Origin of the sequence: Curtobacterium sp. PhB78 (genome assembly GCF_003751685.1) — a bacterium.
GTDB lineage: Bacteria > Actinomycetota > Actinomycetes > Actinomycetales > Microbacteriaceae > Curtobacterium.
Window position 1 is genome coordinate 466254 of sequence record NZ_RKIA01000001.1, and the last position, 15480, is coordinate 481733.

At 73.1% G+C, this 15480-nt stretch carries 17 protein-coding genes and 1 riboswitch; of the genes, 11 read left to right on the forward strand and 6 right to left on the reverse strand.

Annotated elements, in window-relative coordinates:
* The first annotated feature begins 16 nt into the window (after positions 1 to 16).
* Entirely contained in the window at positions 17 to 352 is a 336-nt protein-coding gene (locus tag EDF53_RS02345) for a hypothetical protein (protein ID WP_111084327.1), read from the forward strand.
* A 215-nt stretch (positions 353 to 567) separates the two neighbouring features.
* Here EDF53_RS02345 and EDF53_RS02350 read toward each other — a convergent pair whose 3' ends face one another.
* Entirely contained in the window at positions 568 to 1095 is a 528-nt protein-coding gene (locus tag EDF53_RS02350; protein WP_123292053.1) for a hypothetical protein, read from the reverse strand.
* A gap of 96 nt (positions 1096 to 1191) precedes the next feature.
* Between EDF53_RS02350 and EDF53_RS02355 the strand changes: the two genes are divergently transcribed.
* The 3 genes from EDF53_RS02355 to EDF53_RS02365 are packed head-to-tail and all read left to right on the forward strand — an operon-like array spanning position 1192 to position 3228.
* Positions 1192 to 1608 carry a VOC family protein gene (locus tag EDF53_RS02355; RefSeq protein ID WP_123292054.1) on the forward strand — a complete coding sequence of 139 codons (417 nt, stop codon included), beginning with the start codon at positions 1192 to 1194 and terminating at the stop codon, positions 1606 to 1608.
* Between the two features lie 49 nt (positions 1609 to 1657).
* Complete coding sequence (locus tag EDF53_RS02360) at positions 1658 to 2359, forward strand: DNA-3-methyladenine glycosylase I (RefSeq protein WP_123292055.1); 702 nt, start codon at positions 1658 to 1660, stop codon at positions 2357 to 2359.
* Positions 2360 to 2409: 50 nt separating this feature from the next.
* Positions 2410 to 3228, forward strand: coding sequence for a DJ-1/PfpI family protein (locus EDF53_RS02365; protein WP_123292056.1), 819 nt, complete (start codon positions 2410 to 2412; stop codon positions 3226 to 3228).
* Between the two features lie 46 nt (positions 3229 to 3274).
* On the opposite strand, the gene EDF53_RS02370 is transcribed toward EDF53_RS02365, so the two are convergent.
* Complete coding sequence (locus EDF53_RS02370; RefSeq protein WP_123292057.1) at positions 3275 to 3745, reverse strand: GNAT family N-acetyltransferase; 471 nt, start codon at positions 3743 to 3745, stop codon at positions 3275 to 3277.
* Entirely contained in the window at positions 3742 to 4539 is a 798-nt protein-coding gene (locus tag EDF53_RS02375; RefSeq protein ID WP_185020911.1) for a LysR family transcriptional regulator substrate-binding protein, read from the reverse strand. Before EDF53_RS02375 ends, EDF53_RS02370 begins: the two co-directional genes overlap by 4 nt.
* Before the next feature lie 33 nt (positions 4540 to 4572).
* On the opposite strand from EDF53_RS02375, the gene EDF53_RS02380 reads away from it, so the two are divergent.
* Together EDF53_RS02380 and EDF53_RS02385 are read left to right on the forward strand one after the other, a co-directional pair.
* The gene (locus EDF53_RS02380) at positions 4573 to 4962 is read left to right on the forward strand and encodes a DUF5997 family protein (protein WP_123292059.1); all 390 of its coding nucleotides are present in this window, start codon (positions 4573 to 4575) and stop codon (positions 4960 to 4962) included.
* Between the two features lie 38 nt (positions 4963 to 5000).
* Entirely contained in the window at positions 5001 to 5507 is a 507-nt protein-coding gene (locus EDF53_RS02385) for a hypothetical protein (protein WP_123292060.1), read from the forward strand.
* Between the two features lie 20 nt (positions 5508 to 5527).
* On the opposite strand, the gene EDF53_RS02390 is transcribed toward EDF53_RS02385, so the two are convergent.
* Together EDF53_RS02390 and EDF53_RS02395 are read right to left on the reverse strand one after the other, a co-directional pair.
* Positions 5528 to 5968 (reverse strand): phage holin family protein, encoded by a 441-nt coding sequence (locus EDF53_RS02390; RefSeq protein WP_123292061.1) that lies wholly within the window; start codon positions 5966 to 5968, stop codon positions 5528 to 5530.
* Between the two features lie 197 nt (positions 5969 to 6165).
* Entirely contained in the window at positions 6166 to 7641 is a 1476-nt protein-coding gene (locus EDF53_RS02395) for an MFS transporter (protein WP_123292062.1), read from the reverse strand.
* Between the two features lie 112 nt (positions 7642 to 7753).
* On the opposite strand from EDF53_RS02395, the gene EDF53_RS19145 reads away from it, so the two are divergent.
* Both EDF53_RS19145 and EDF53_RS02405 read left to right on the forward strand, forming a co-directional pair.
* Positions 7754 to 8320, forward strand: a complete 567-nt coding sequence (locus EDF53_RS19145; RefSeq protein WP_123292063.1) for a TetR/AcrR family transcriptional regulator — start codon at positions 7754 to 7756, stop codon at positions 8318 to 8320.
* A 9-nt stretch (positions 8321 to 8329) separates the two neighbouring features.
* Entirely contained in the window at positions 8330 to 8857 is a 528-nt protein-coding gene (locus EDF53_RS02405) for an Lrp/AsnC family transcriptional regulator (protein WP_123292064.1), read from the forward strand.
* Between the two features lie 67 nt (positions 8858 to 8924).
* Here EDF53_RS02405 and EDF53_RS02410 read toward each other — a convergent pair whose 3' ends face one another.
* A complete protein-coding gene (locus tag EDF53_RS02410) occupies positions 8925 to 9356 on the reverse strand; it encodes a GNAT family N-acetyltransferase (protein WP_123292065.1) in 432 nt (143 codons plus the stop codon).
* Between the two features lie 111 nt (positions 9357 to 9467).
* Here EDF53_RS02410 and EDF53_RS19150 point away from each other — a divergent pair, with 111 nt between their 5' ends.
* The 3 genes from EDF53_RS19150 to EDF53_RS02425 all read left to right on the forward strand — a co-directional run bounded on the left by EDF53_RS19150 (position 9468) and on the right by EDF53_RS02425 (position 15157).
* Positions 9468 to 10808, forward strand: a complete 1341-nt coding sequence (locus EDF53_RS19150) for a hypothetical protein (RefSeq protein WP_185020912.1) — start codon at positions 9468 to 9470, stop codon at positions 10806 to 10808.
* A gap of 88 nt (positions 10809 to 10896) precedes the next feature.
* Positions 10897 to 12672: a hypothetical protein gene (locus EDF53_RS02420; protein ID WP_123292066.1), complete on the forward strand. Its 1776-nt coding sequence runs from the start codon at positions 10897 to 10899 to the stop codon at positions 12670 to 12672.
* A gap of 91 nt (positions 12673 to 12763) precedes the next feature.
* Positions 12764 to 15157: a bifunctional lysylphosphatidylglycerol flippase/synthetase MprF gene (locus EDF53_RS02425; RefSeq protein WP_148058251.1), complete on the forward strand. Its 2394-nt coding sequence runs from the start codon at positions 12764 to 12766 to the stop codon at positions 15155 to 15157.
* 167 nt (positions 15158 to 15324) lie between these two features.
* Positions 15325 to 15459: riboswitch (FMN riboswitch) on the forward strand.
* Positions 15460 to 15480 lie beyond the last annotated feature (21 nt).

The following is a 15480-nucleotide window of genomic DNA, read 5'->3' on the forward strand; positions in this document are numbered from 1 at the left end:
AAGGAGATCACCGACCATGAGTGACACCACCACCCCCGGCGCGCTGACCGAGGAGCAGAAGGCCGCCCTCGTCCGTTCGACCCGTCGTCTCGACCTGCGCCGCATCCTCGGCGGCCTGTTCGTGCTCTACGGCGTCATCGTGACGATCGTCGGCATCGTCCACTGGGACACCGACCCCGAGAAGACCGGGGGCATCCACATCAACCTGTGGGTCGGACTCTCGATGCTCGTCGGCGGCCTGCTGTTCTTCCTCTGGGACCGCCTGAACCCGGTGCCGGCCGAGGACATCATCGGCCAGGCCGAGGCCGAGGCCGACCAGAAGGCCGCAGGCGAGGGCCGCGCGTCCGCCTGACCTCGGTCGCGCGCCACTGAGCCGACTCGGAACGACGAAGCCGCTGTCGCACGACAGCGGCTTCGTCGTTCCGAGTCGGTGTCTTGGATCACTTGACGTGGCCCGCGCTGGACTCGTAAAATTGATATGTCGACCGCGTGTTGCTCGGTCGAAAGTGAGCCCCGGAGAATCCTGCAGCCAGCGCGGGACCGGGGTTTTGCGCTGTCCAGGGTCGTTCACCCCACGCGGACAAGGGTGCTGTCGAGCTCGTCGTCGAGGCCCGCCACGTGCGCACCGCAAGCAAGATCAGCCAGTGCGACCAGTGGTTCATCGACCCCGCGGACGTGCTCGTGTCGCACCGGAACGCCGACTCCTCGTCGTCGAAGAGCATCGAACATCGACCGGTCGCCGTCATCTCGTGCCCTCCCTCGCGATTCGAGGACGAGGAGTGTGACGCCCCGCACCTCGAGCTCCCAGACGAGTCGCTCCAAGCACCGGCGTCGTCGCCGTTCGGCGCGCGCAGCGGCTCCCTCGTAGCGGACGACGACGATCTCGACCGCCCGTCGGAGGAGGTCGAGCCACGAGAGACGCTGACCAGGGAGGGCTTCGTACCAGTGCAGCTTCCGCATCCGCCGCGGTGTCGCTGCCCGCACGTCCACACGTGCCGCTTCGCAGGCGGACGCCGTGATGACCACGGCAGCCATGACGTACGTCGTGTGATCGCGCCCGCCGCCCGGCTCCGATTCATCGACGTACGCCCGCATCGGTCCAGAATATCGCGTATCAGTCAGTACCGCGACGGAACGGTTGCGCATCACCGCGCCACGGGCCAGGTTGAGCGTGACGAAAGGAACCTCCCCATGGACACGATGGTCTTCATCAACCTGCCCGTCACCGACCTCGACCGTTCGAAGGCGTTCTACGAAGCCCTCGGCTACTCGATCAACCCGATGTTCAGCGACGACACCGCTGCGTGCATCGTCATCAGCGACACGATCTACGTCATGGCGCTCACCCACGCGAAGTTCGCCGACTTCACCGACAAGACGATCGCCGACGCCGGCACCGTCGAGGTCATCAACTCGCTCACCGCCGGGTCGAAGGACGAGGTGCACCGCAGCGTCGACGCCGCCGTCGCGGCCGGCGGGAGCGAGGACCGCGCGCCGATGGACCTCGGCTTCATGTTCCAGCGGAGCTTCACCGACCCGGACGGCCACCGGTGGGAGTACGTGTGGATGGACCCGCAGGCCGCCCAGGACGGCCCGCCGGCCGAGTGACCACACGGTCGGCAACGAGGGTGTCGGCGGCGCACGCCAGGATGGTGCGATGAGCACCGAGCCCGCAGCCACCGAGCCCGCAGCCACCGAGCCCGCAGCCACCGAGCCCGCAGCCACCGAGCCCGCAGCCACCGAGCCCGCAGCCACCGAGCCCGCGCCCCACTCCGACCTGGTGATCGGCGACGACGGACTCGCCCGGCCGGTGTGGGCATCGACGGACGAGCTGCTCCGCGACTACTACGACACCGAGTGGGGCATGCCCGTGCGGGACGAGCGCGGCGTGTTCGAGCGGCTGTCACTCGAGGCGTTCCAGTCCGGCCTGTCCTGGCGCACGATCCTGGCGAAGCGTCCGGCGTTCCGTGCGGCGTTCGCGGACTTCGACCCCGACACCGTCGCGGGCTTCGGCGAGGACGACGTCGCTCGGCTGATGGCCGACGCCGGCATCGTCCGGAACCGGGCGAAGATCCTCGCGACCATCACCAACGCGAACGCGACGGTCGCCCTGCGGCAGGACGGCGGGCTGTCCGACTTCGTCTGGTCGTTCCGTCCGGCGACGACGCCCGAACCGGAGTCGTACGCCCAGGTCCCGACGACCTCCGACGAGTCCGTCGCACTCTCGAAGGCACTGCGGAAGCGCGGCTTCGCGTTCGTCGGTCCGACCACGATGCACGCCCTGATGGAGGCGCTCGGCATCGTCGACACGCATCTGCTCGGCAGCCACCGGCGCGGGACCTCGGGCGTCTGGAACTGACCAGGACGCCGACCCCACCGCCGGCGAGGGCACCGGGCTAGGGTCGCGGCATGAGCACCGACCAGCCCAACCCGCGCGTGCGTCCTGTCCACCCGGTCGACGCCGACGTCGTCGACGTGCCCGTCGACGTGCCGGCCCCCACGCCGGACACGGCCGGGGACGCGGCGACGGAGCCGGAGCCTGGCCACGACCCCGCCGAGGTCCGGATCGCCTTCCTGCTCTTCCCGGACCTGACGCAGCTCGACTTCACCGGTCCGGCGCAGGTGCTCTCCCGGGTGCCCGGCGCACGCGTCGAGTACGTGGCGGCGACGCTCGACCCGGTGCCGACCGACTGCGGGTTCGCGCTGGTCCCGACGACGACCATCGCCGAGGCGGGTCCGGCGGACGTCCTCGTGGTCCCCGGCGGCGACGGCGCCTTCGACGCGATGCTCGACCCCGAGCTCATCGGGTTCGTCCGGCGCGAGGCCGAGCGCGCCACCTGGGTGACCTCGGTCTGCACGGGTGCGTTCGTCCTCGGTGCCGCGGGGCTCCTCGCCGGCAAGCGTGCGACGACCCACTGGGCGTCGAAGCCGATGCTCGAGGCGTTCGGGGCGCAACCGGTCGACGAGCGGATCGTCGACGACGGCGCGGTCGTCACGGCGGCCGGCGTCAGTGCAGGCATCGACATGGCGCTGTGGCTGGCGGCCGAGCTCGCGGGGCGGGCAGCGGCCGAGGCGATCCAGTTGCAGATCGAGTACGACCCGCAGCCGCCGTTCGACGCGGGCTCCGCGGAGCGCGCCGACGCCGTCGTGGTCGCCCGCGCACGGGCTGCGGCCGAGGCAGCTCGCGGGGACCGGGTCACCCGCGCAGCGGCTGCCGTCCTGCCGTGACGACACAGCTGCCGCGACGAAGCGGCAGAACCCAGCGGCAGAACCCTCAGACCAGCGGCTTCTGCATCTGCGTCGCCGTGACCTCGTACCCGAGCGAGGCGTACAGGTCCTGCGCGCCGGTGTTGTAGCCGAACACGTTGAGCCCGATGCTCGTCGCCCCGTGCTCCGCTGCAGCCCGCTGGCCGAGCTCGAGTGCACGTCGGGCGTGTCCGCGACGACGGTGCGGTTCGTCGATCTCGACGTCGAACACCCACCAGTCGGTCCCGCCCGGAGCGAACGGCCCGATCCAGAGGTACCCGACGGCCGTGCCGTCCTGGTCGAGGACGTCCCACACCAGGTGTCCGTCGGCCGGGGACCCGCCCGGGAACCACTGGTCGAGCGACTTCTGCTTGTTCGCCTCGGCCTGTTCGCGGGTCTCACCCGCCTGCATCCGCGACGCCACGTACTCGGCCATGGTCCGGTCGAGCCAGGCCGGGAGGCGCGTGGCCGGCATCTCCTGCAGGCGCGTGTCCGTCATCGGTTGCCCTTCGAACCCCGGCTCGGCTTGCCGCGCATCTTCCCGCGGCCGGGGGTGGGGCCCTTGCCGGTGTTCGACTTCTTGCCGCTGCCGGACTTGCCGCTGCCGGGCGACTTCGCCTTCGCCTTGCCGCCGGCGCCTCCGGCACCCGCTCCGCCCTTGGCCGACCCGCCCTTGCCCGATCCGCTGCCGGCCTTCGAGCCAGCTTGCGTCGCACGCAGGGCCTCTTCGACGTCGCGATCGGTGCCGGTCGGCTGGTTCCGCGAACTGTTGGCGGTGCGTCCGCGGACCACGCCGATGAACTCCTCGGTGGTCTCGGTGGCGTCCTCGTCACGCCAGACCAGCGCGATCTGCGTGCCGGGGGCGCCGAAGAGCGGGCGCGCGACGAGGTCCTTGCGGCTCGCCGCGCGGAAGAGCGACTGGGGGAGCACGACGACGCCGACGTTCGCCTCGACCAGGTCGAGCGCGGCGGAGATGTCGGCCGGCACCGGACCGGCGTCGACGACGTGCACCTCGGCGTCGGCGAGGTCCACCTCGGCCAGGTCGGCGAAGGGGGAGTCCTTCGGCATCGCGACCACGGCGGTCTCGGTCCAGAGCGGGATGGCGTTGTGCCGGTCGGAGACGGGCATGCGTGCGAAGACCATGTCGACCTCGCCGGCGAGCGTGTCGTCGACGTCGTCGGACCCGATCGGCCGCAGTCGCAGTTCGATCGAGGGGTGTCGATCCCGCCAGACACGGGCCCACTTGGCCGGGGAGACCCCGGGCACGAATGCGATGGTGAGTGCCGCGGTCATGCAGACGAGCATAGGGGCCGTACTCTAGGGGGCATGGCGCAGGAACAGACCATGAAGCCCGAAACGGCTGCGAAGAAGCTCGGCATCTTGCTGGCGGCCGCTCCGGAGTCCTTCCAGGGCGCTCCCGTCACACGGACCGCCTTCGACGAGCTCCGGACCGAACCCCCGACGTGGCTCGAGGACCTCCGACGCGACGGCCCGCACCCGCGACCCGTCGTGGCGCAGAAGCTCGGCATCTCGATCTCGGGGCTGACCCGTGCGGGGATCGACGACGCGCTCACCACGGCGGAGATCAAGACGCTGCTCGAGCAGAAGCCCGAGTGGCTCGTCCGTGAGCGCGAGACGCAGGCCGCCGTGCACGTCGAGAACGCCCGTGTGAAGCAGGAGCGCGCCGCCAAGGCCGCTGCCCGCGCCGAGGACTGACCCGCCCGGCACCGCGCCGCCGCAGCTGAGGACCCGCCGTGCACGAGACCGTCGCCGACGCCATGCTCGTCGTGCCGCAGTTCGCGTCGGTGTGCTGCATCGTCGGTGACCGCTACCGACCGCGCCCCGGCGTGATCGTGCCGGCTGCGGTGATGCTCGTCGCGATGCTCATGCCGGTGGTGCACGCGGGTGCGGTGTGGACGCTCTTCGCGGCGACGCTCCTGCTGTTGCTCGCACCGCTGCCGGTGATGCGCCGACGCCGTGCCGACGGCCGCCGCGCCGAGCCGATGGACGTGCACCGCGCGCTGTCGGCGGTCGTGATGGCCGGCATGCTCCTGATGGGCCACGCGACCGGCGTCGCCGACGGGCACGCGGGACACGGCATCGCGTTGTCCGCGGTGCTCGGTGCCGGCGTGATCGGCTACTGCGCGTTCAGCGGGTGGCTCCTGCGGTACGAGTGGGCGCAGGAGGACCGCCGGGCCGTGCGCAGCGGCGAGGTCTTCGCGATGACGGTCGCCGTCGTCGGCATGACCCTCGCGATGTAGCGCTCGAGCGCTGTCGGGGCTCAGTCGGTCGTGGGCGACGCGTCGCCCGTGTGCGTGACACGGTCCTTCGCTGCGCGGAGGGTGTCCTTCGGCACCGGCGGCACGCCCCGTCGGATGCCTCGGAGTCCGACGATGAACAGGATCGCGGTGACGACGGCGAACACGATGAACGTGATCCCCGTCGCGGCCCAGATCGGCAGTGCCAGGGCCAGGAGCGCCACCACGAGGCCGGCCAGCAGCACGAGTGTGGTCAGTGCGAAGGCCACCGCGGCGCCGGTGAGCACCAGCCCGGTCTTCGCGCCGTTCGCCCGTTCGCTGATCTCCCGCCGAGCCGAGGCCACCTCGTCACGGACGGCGCGCAGCACGGGTTCCAGCGCCTTCTGCACCAGGCCGGCGGTGACCGTGTCGCGGAAGGACGGCTTGCTGCTGGTCGTGGTGTCGTCGTGGTCCGTGGTGCTCATGGGTCTCCTGTCCGGGGCGCGGTGATCGCGTCCACCTGCTGTGACGCGTCCGGTCCGATGATCGTCACGTCGGCGGCGGCGTGCTCGGTCGCTTCCCAGCTTGCGGAGCCGCCGGTGGCGGTGGGCGCGACCGCCGGGAGGCCCGCCCCGCGTCGACGACGCAGGACGGGCCTCCCGGGGTGGTCGGGCCGAGAGCCCTACTCGGCGATCTCCTCGAGGTCGTCGATGCCACGGGCCGCCGCCGCTGCGCGGCGCGCGCGCATCGACGGGGCCGCGAGCGCGGCGAGCACGGCGAGGACCGCCACGCCGGTGCACGCCCAGAACCCGATGGTGAAGGCGTCGTCCGTCGGCAGACCCTGCGGGGTGCTGTGCGAGGTGATGAGCGCCGCGATGACCGCGGTGCCGACGCTCGAGCCGATCGTACGGACGACGGTGTTGGCGCTGATGGCCTCGCCGGTCTGGTTCGCGGGGACGCTCTCGATGATGGCGTTCGAGCACGCGGCGAGGGCCAGGCCGATGCCGATGCCGGTCAGGACGCCGGAGACGACGACCTGCCAGAGCTCGCCGTGCGCGATCGCGGGCAGCAGGAACGCGGCAACGATGGCGATCCCGCCGAGCAGCATGGGCGGCTTCGGACCGACCTTGCGGACGAGGATGCCGGCGATCGGCCCGGCGACGATCATCATCAGGACGGTCGGCAGCAGGAAGAGACCGGCCTGGGTGACGTCCTTGCCGAAGCCGTAGCCGAGTGCGCTCGGCAGCTGCAGCAGGGTCGGCACGAGCACGAAGGTGCCGAACATCGCGAAGCCGAAGACGAGCGCGACGACGTGGGCCGTCCAGACGCCGCGGACGGCGAACAGGCGGACGTCGATGAGCGGTTCGGCGACGCGGAGCTCGACCAGGACGAACGCGACCAGTGCCACGGCGCCGAGGACCAGCAGGCCGATGGTCTTGCCGTCGCCCCAGCCCCAGGTCTCGCCCTCGCTGACGGCCAGCAGGATCGACACGAGCGAGACGGCGAGGACGAAGGTGCCGACCATGTCGAGGCGGCCGGGCTTGCGGACCGGTGACTCCGGCATGCCGAAGATCGCGCCGAGCAGGGCGATGACGACGAGCACGGCGGGCAGCCAGAACAGCCAGTGCCACGACAGGTGCTCGACGATCGGTCCGGCGGCGACGATGCCGACGCCGGCGCCGATGCCGAAGATCGCGGAGAGCAGACCGATCGTGACGCTGACCTTCTCCTTCGGCAGCTCGTCGCGGACGATGCCGATCGACAGCGGCATCACCGCGCCGGCGGCGCCCTGCAGTGCACGGCCGACGATGAGGACGCCGAGGTTCGGTGCCAGCGCGGCCAGCACGGCGCCGACGAGCAGGATCGACAGCACGACGATCAGGACCTTGCGCTTGCCGATCATGTCGCCGAGGCGACCGAGGATCGGCGTGAGCACCGACGCGGAGAGCAGGTAGGCGGTGAGCACCCAGCTCGTCGCGCTCGTCGAGGCGCCGAGGTCCTGTCCGATGGTCGACAGCGCCGGGGCGACGAGCGACTGCAGGACCGCGAACGACAGACCGCCGAGGGACAGGTAGACGATGATCGCCGTGCTGTTCGGCCGGTGTCCGGCGGTGGTGGGGTGCGAGCCCGTGCGGGGACTCTGCATGGTGTCGGTCATCGTGCTCCGTGTCTCGGGTGATGTAAACAATTGCTGACTTGACGAGGGTACGCAGTTCTCACGCGATGTCAACACTTGCTTACATTCCGGGTCCGGCCGGTACGCTTCGACCATGAGCAAGGACGCCGCCGCCACCCGACTGCTGCTCGTGCGGGCGGCGCGGCACCGGTTCGCGTTCGACGGGTACAAGGCGACGACGGTGCGCGACATCGCCGCCGACGCCGGGGTCAACGTCGCGCTGATCAACCGCTACTTCGGTTCGAAGGAGGGGCTGTTCCGTGCCTGCCTCGACCGTGTGGTGCAGGACCTCGGGGTCGAGCAGCCCGTCGAGCGCGGCCTCGAGCGCGCGCTGGCCGGCCTGGTGTCACACGTGGTCCGCGCGCCGACCGACGACGACTCCCTCCAGCTCATGCTGCTGCTCCGGTCCTCCGGCGACGACGGTGCCGACGCCATCCGCCGCGAGACCCTCCGCCGGTACGCGGAACGGCTCGCCACGGCCGTCGGCGGCGAGGTCACCGCGGAACTGCTCGTCCGGGCCGAGATCGCGCTGTCGGTGGTGCTCGGGATGACGATGCTCCGGCGGTCCACCGCTGTGGAGCCGCTCGCGTCGGCCGACGACGACGTCGTGGCCGGGGCACTCGACGACGCGCTCCGCGCCCTGCTCGCACCGTCGCGGTAGCGTCGAGCCGTGTCCGACCGACCAGCCCGCCGTCCCGACCCCGCCCCGCGCCTCGACGAGGTCGACGAGCGCATCCTCTGGACCCTGGCCGGCGACGCCCGGATCCCGAACAACCGACTCGCCGCCGCGGTGGGCATCGCGCCGTCGACGTGCCTGACCCGGGTCCGGGCCCTCGAGGACGCCGGGGTGATCCGCGGCTACCGGGCCGAGGTCGACATCGCGCGCCTCGGCTTCTCGATCGAGGCGATGGTCTCCGTCCGGGTCCACGCCGCGGCCCGCCACGAACTCCGGGACTTCGCGAAGCGACTGCTCCGGGTGCCCGTCGTGCAGGACGTCTCGTTCCTGGCCGGCGACAAGGACTTCCTCGTGCACATCGCGTGCGAGTCGACCGAGCAGCTGCGGGACTTCGTCGCCGACGAGCTCAGCGGCGACCCGTCGGTGGCGACGACCCAGACGAACATCGTGTTCGAGCGGCTCGTCGCCGACCGGTCCACGCAGGGCCGCTCGTTCGACGAGCTCCGCCGCTGGCGCGCCTGACGCGCCCGCCCACGCAGACGCGCATGACGCGCGCCCCCAGTCAGACGCGCCCGACGAGCCGGTCCGGTCAGCGCTGCCGGGTCATCGGGACGTGCGGGATCCGGTCCTCGAGGTACTCGTCCCCGGAGCGCACGAACCCGAAGCGGGCGTACCACTGCTCGAGGTGCGACTGGGCGCCGAGGGCGATGCTCGCGGAGCGGGACTCGGCGATCGCGGCCTCGATCAGCCGCCCAGACAGGCCCTGCCCGCGGGCGTGGGCCGCCGTGACGACCCGGCCGATGCGCTCGGTGCCGTCGGGTTCGCGCAGGAGCCGGAGCGTGGCGTCCACCGAGCCCTGGCCCGCCCAGAACTGCACGGTGCCGGGCTCGAGGTCACGCCCGTCGATGTCGCCGTACGCGGCCCCCTGCTCGACGACGAAGACGTCCTGTCGCAGGCGGAGGATCTCGTGCAGCGTGACGATGTCCAGGTTGCGGGTCGGGGCGGAGAAGATCGAGACCACGGACGGCCTTTCCTGAGAATTTCTTCCAGAACGGGGTGCGTTCCGGAACGGACCGGCGTACATTGCCGGTCAACCACTCTACGTGCGCAGCCGAGTTCAGGAGGTGAGCGCATGGACACGACGTCGCGCGCACCCTGGCTCGCGGTGCTCCGGATCGCCTTGCTGGGCGTCGGGACCCTCGCTGCCCTCGTGCTGCTGTCCCTGGCGTTCGGGGCCCGTCCGGCTTCGGCTTCCGAGGCCGCGTCCACTCCGCCCGCCCAGACGCAGCAGCGCGGGCACGTCAGCGGTGTGGTCGACGGGCTCGGCGAGACCGTGCACGACGTGTCCGGCGGTGTCGGACAGGTCGTCGGCGGCGTCGTGGACCCCGTCCGCGCGGTGGTTGCGCCAGCTCCGAAGCAGGCACCAGCACCAGCACCGGCTCCGGCTCCGGCACCGGCAGCGGCACCCCCGACGCCGGCCCCGGCGCCCGCGGCACCCCCGGCAGCGCCCGCGCCTGCGCCAGCTCCCGTCGCCCCCGCCCCAGCAGCTCCGGCTCCCGCAGCTCCGACCCCCGCCGCTCCGGCGACCGCGCCCGCGGTGCCGGCCACGACCGCCCCTGCGGCCGAGCCGGCCACGCACCCGGTGCAGGGCGTCGTCGAGCACGTGGGCACCGCCTCCCGGCCCGTCACCGACACCGTCGCGACGGCGCTGCGCCCCGTCACCGGGACCGTGCAGACGGTCACCGACGCGCGACCCGTGACCACGGTCGTCGACACGCTCGACCACGTGGTCGGCAGCGTCCCGGTGGTCGGCCCCGTCGTCGGTGACGACACCCTCGGCACGGTCACCGCTCCGGTCACCGGCCTGGTCGACGACACCCTCGGCGGTGTCGGCACGATCGTCGGACAGGTCCCCGACGTCGTCGCGGGCGTGGTCCCGTCGGTCGGTGGCGTCCTGCCAGGAGGCTCGGATCCCGTCATCGACGTCCCCGCACCTCCGGTCGTCGTCGGCACCACCCCGTCCGGTGTGCCCGGCTCAGCTGTCCCGTCCGCGCGACCGCCGCAGGCTGCCGCCCCGGCGACGACCCCGTCCGCGCCCGCGGTCGCCTCGACCGACGATCATGCCGCTCTCGGAACGAGCGTCGAGCGCCGTCCCGGTCTGGCCGTCCCGTCCACCTTCGTGACCGGACCGCTCGCCGGCCCCGTCGCAGGTGCCGTGCAGGACGCGACGCTGGGCGGCACCGCCCTGCTCGTCCCCGAGCCGGGCGACGGCCACGGAGTGCCGTCCGACGGCCAGGGCGGCGCGGGCGTCCTCGGTGGCAGTGCCACCTCGACGCCCGGCGGCGTCGCAGCCGTCGGCATCGTCGGCTCGACCGACGACATCGTCTCCCTCGCCGCGGGGTCTCGCGGCACGCTCTCCGACGACGCGGTCCCCGCATCGGTCGTCGGCGAGCACGACGTCGCCCCTGACTGAGATCGGTGCGCCTGTCCGGCACGGCAGGCACGCACACACACCGACCGCGCCCGCGGTCGGCCAACGATCTCGATCAGGGAGTACGACCATGAACAAGTACGTCTCGAGAGGGCTCTGGTTCGCCCTCTTCGTCGGCGGCCTCACGCTCGGAGGGGCGGCAGCGGCGAACGCTGCCACGACCTCCGGAGCGGACGGCGCCGTGTCCGGAACCCAGGTGGTTCCGTCGGTGGACGCTCCGGTGTCCCTCACCGGCAACGCCCTCGGGGTGCTCGGCGACGCGGTGTCGTCGGTGACCTCGCCCGCCGCGGCGCCCGCGGCTCCTGCAGCTCCAGCCGCCGCTCCTGCACCGGCCCCAGCTCCCGCGCCGACGACCTCGGGCGCCGACGGCACGGCCTCCGGCACCCAGGTGGCGCCGGCTGTGACCGCCCCGGTCTCCGTCGGTGGCAACGCCGTCGCCGTCGGTGGCGACGCGGTGTCGGCCCCGGCTGCTGCTCCGGCTGCGCCTGCTCCGGCTGCTCCGGCTGCTCCGGTTCCGGCTGCGCCTGCTCCGGCTGCTCCGGTTCCGGCTGCCGCCGCTGCTCCGACCACGTCCGGTTCGGACGGCACCGGCTCGGGGACCCAGGTCGCCGGCGACGTGACCGTCCCCGTCACAATCGGTGGCAACGCGGTCGCCGTCGGCGGTGACGCGGCGTCGACCACGACGCCGCCCACCCCGGCGGCCTCCACCCCGGCTGCACCGGCCGAGCCCGCTGCTCCGGTACCGGTCACCTCGGGTGAGGACGGCACAGCCTCGGGGACCCAGGTCGTCCCGGTCGTGTCGGTCCCGGTGACGGTGTCCGGCAACGGCATCGGGGTGCTCGGGGACGGCACCGCTGCGGGGTCCGGCCCGGCGGCGACGCCGGCACCGGCCGCTCCGGCCACGACCACGCCGAGCACGTCCGGCGACGACGGGCTGCTCTCCGGCACGCAGGTCGGCGGACTGGTCGACGTCCCGGTCACGATCGGCGGCAACGGCATCGGGCTGCTCGGTGACGGCACCTCGGCGGGCACGACGCCCGCCGCGGGCACCGGCACGGCTGCCGGTCCGGCTCCGGCTGCCGGTGGCACGACGGACGGGGCGGACGGCACCGCCTCGGGCACCCAGGTGGCCCCGGTGGTCGCGGTCCCGATCACCATCGGCGGGAACGGCATCGGCGTCATCGGCGACGGCACCAGCACCGGCGGGGCGACCCCGGCGGGCACCACCCCGAGCAGCACGACCCCGTCCGCCGGAGGGTCGACCTCCGGTGACGGTGGCCTGCTCTCCGGCACCCAGGTGGTCCCGGTGATCAGCCTGCCGATCACCATCGGTGGGAACGGCATCGGCGTCGTCGGTGACGGCACCGCCACCACCCCGGGCACCGGCACGACGCCCGGCGACGGCACGGACCCGGGCACCGACCCCGGCACGGACCCGGGTACGGACCCGGGCACGACCCCGGGCGACGGCACGGACCCGGGCACGACCCCGGGCGACGGCACGGACCCGGGCACGACCCCCGGTGACGGGACGGACGCCGGCGACGGCACCGTGCCCGGAACCGTGACCACCCCGGCCGGTGCCACCGGCGCGGACGGGCCGACCCGGGCCTCCACAGCGGGTGTGGTGACCACCACGGCCGCCGCGACCAGCGGGATCCCAGCCGTCGCACGCACGGTGGCCGACACGGTCGCCGCCGGTGACGGCGCGACCGCGCTCGCCTACACGGGAGCGACCTCGCCGGTCGTCCCCGTCGGGTTCGCGCTCCTGCTGCTGCTCGCCGGGGCGGGCACGCTCGTGCTCCGTCGCCGGCACTCGGCGGTCGACACCGACGGGACGCGCTGACAGCAGGTGACCGAGGGGCGTCGCACCGCCGGCGCCCCTCGTCACCGTGCCCGGAGTTGTCCGAACGGCCGGCCGGCACCACCATGAGGGGGTGCGCTCCGCCCTCGTCCGGCATCCGGTGACGGCCGCCATCACGTTCCTCGTGGTCGCGACCGCGGTCTTCGGCATCGTCGTCCGGGTGCTGCACGGTGCCGACCCGGCCTCGTACGGGCCCTTCCGGATCTTCGCGGCGTCCACCGGCGCGGTCGCGTTGCTCACCACGATCGCCGGCGTCGTCGTCCTCGTCGGTGCCGCCGAGCGGCTGATGGGGTCGTGGCGGACCGCCCTGGCGTTCGTCGTCACCACGGTCGTCGGCACCGCGGCCGGCGCGCTCACCGCGTTCGTCGACACGGACGGCCGCGACCTCACCGGCCTGCTGCTCGGGCGGGCGACGGCCTTCGACCCCTGGACCGCGATCGTCGGCACGATCGTGACCGCGAGCGCGTTCGCCGGACCGCTCTGGCGACGGCGCATCCGGGTGAACGCGCTCGCCGTCGTGGCCGCGCTCCTGCTCTACGCCGGACACGCCTCCGACCTGTACGCGGTGCTCGCCGCCGGGACGGGATGGGTGCTCGGTGAGCTGCTCCGCCGCACCCCGGAGCGCGGCGGATGGGTGCGCAGCTCGCACCGCGAGACCCGGGTCCTGCTCGGGACGGTCGTGCTGGTGTCGGCGATCGGCCCCGTGGTGGCGCTCGTCTCCCGCGCACGGATCGGATTGCTCGCGCCGATCGCCGCGGTCCTCGGCACCGGGCCGGTCACCCCCGTGAGCGGCTGCGGCACCGACGGGGCCGCTGGGCAGTGCCTCCGCGCGCTGCTCGCGTACCGCGCGACCGACCCGTGGACGCTGCTGCTCGCCATCGCGCCGCTGCTCGTCCTCGTGGTGGGCGGCCTCGGGCTCTTCCGGGGCAGCCGGTTCGCCGTCTGGCTCGTGGTGGCGGTCGACGTGGTGACGGCGGTCGCGGCCGCGGTGACCTACGGGGTGCTGCCGGCGCGGGCCGGTGGGCTGCAGGGCACCGCCGACGAGTTCGTCACGGCGCTGTCGGTCGGTGCGTCGATCGTGGTGCCCCTCGCGACCGCGGCCGTCCTCGTGCTCCGGCGCCGGTCGTTCACGGTGCTGCCCTCACGGCGGCGTGTGGTCGCCTTCGCGGTGACCGTGGTCGCGGCGGTCGCCGTCGTGGTCGGCACCGTCGCGGTGTTCGCGGCGTCGGCCCCGGAGCACGTCGAGGACCCGCTCCGGCTCGCCGTCGCCGCCCTCGGCCCCCTCTCGCCGCTGACCTTCTGGGAGCAACTGCCCTCGCTCGGCACGGCGCTCCGCATCGTGATCGGACTCGCCGGCCCCGTGCTCTGGTTCGTCGTCGCGCTCGCCGCGGTCCGGCCCACCGGCGCAGTGGAACCCGACACCGACGCGGACGGCTCCCGGTCCGACCGCGAACGGGCGCGGGCGCTGGTGCTCGCCGGCGGCGGCGACACCTTCGGGTGGATGACGACCTGGCGCGGCAACGCCTACTGGTTCGCGGCCGACGGGCGCGCCGGGGTGGCGTTCCGGCGCAACGGTGGTGTGGCCGTCACCGTGGGCGGCCCGTTCGGCTACCCGGACGCCCGCGCCGCCGCGATGACGGACTTCGCCCGGTACTGCGACGACAACGGGTGGACGACGGTGTTCTACGGCATCGACGCCGGGACGGCCGAGCTGCTCACGACGCAGGGGTGGTCGACGTTGCCGGTCGCCGAGGACGCCGACCTCGACCCCCGCACGTGGACGACGACGGGCAAACGCAAGCAGGACGTCCGCACCGCCGTGAACCGGGCGCGCCGTGAGGGCATCACCGCCACCTGGTCGTCCTGGCAGGACCTGCCGCCGTCGACGGCACGGCAGATCGAGGCGATCTCGGAGGAGTGGGTCTCCGAGCGCGAGCTCCCCGAGATGGGCTTCACGCTCGGCGGGGTGGACGAGATGCGCGACCCCGCCGTCCGGACGCTCGTCGCGCAGGACGCCACCGGGCGGGTGCTCGCCGTGACGAGCTGGTTGCCGAGCCACCGCGAGGGGCGGGTCGTCGGCTGGACCCTCGACGTGATGCGCCGGACCGAGGCCGCGCCGAACGGCGTGATGGAGTTCCTCGTCGCGAGCGCCGCCGAACGGATGCGCGACGACGGCGTCGAACGACTCAGCCTGTCGGCGGCCCCGCTCGCGCAGGCGGGCGAGAACGCTGCACCGAGCGACGGCGTGCAGAGCCTGCTCGAGCTCGTCGGGGGAGTCCTCGAACCGGTCTACGGCTTCCGGTCGCTGCTCCGGTTCAAGCAGAAGTTCGGCCCCGACCTGCACCCGCTGGTCCTCGCCTACCCCGACCCGGTCGCGCTGCCGTCGATCGGCCTCGCGGTCGTCCGGGCGTACCTGCCGGACCTGTCCCTGCGGCAGGCGGTCGCGCTCGCGCGCGGACGCGGCTGAGGCGGCACGGTCGACGGGGCCGGTGTGGTGGACGCGACCGGGCGGCGGACGGGAGGCGCGGTGCGGGCCCGCCCCGGGCCTCCCGGTCGTGCGCCGCGTCGCCCCGTTACGTGCCCCGCTCCGGCCCGACGCGTCGGTCACCGGTCTGGGGTATCGTTCCGACTACGCAAGCGCTCCGGGGTCGGTGCAATTCCGAACCGGTGGTGACAGTCCACGAACTGATGACGGGTGCGAACCCGGCAGAGGTTGACTCGGTGAAACTCCGGGACCGACGGTGAGAGTCCGGATGGGAGGCGCGCTGGCGGACGGTACGACCCACCCTG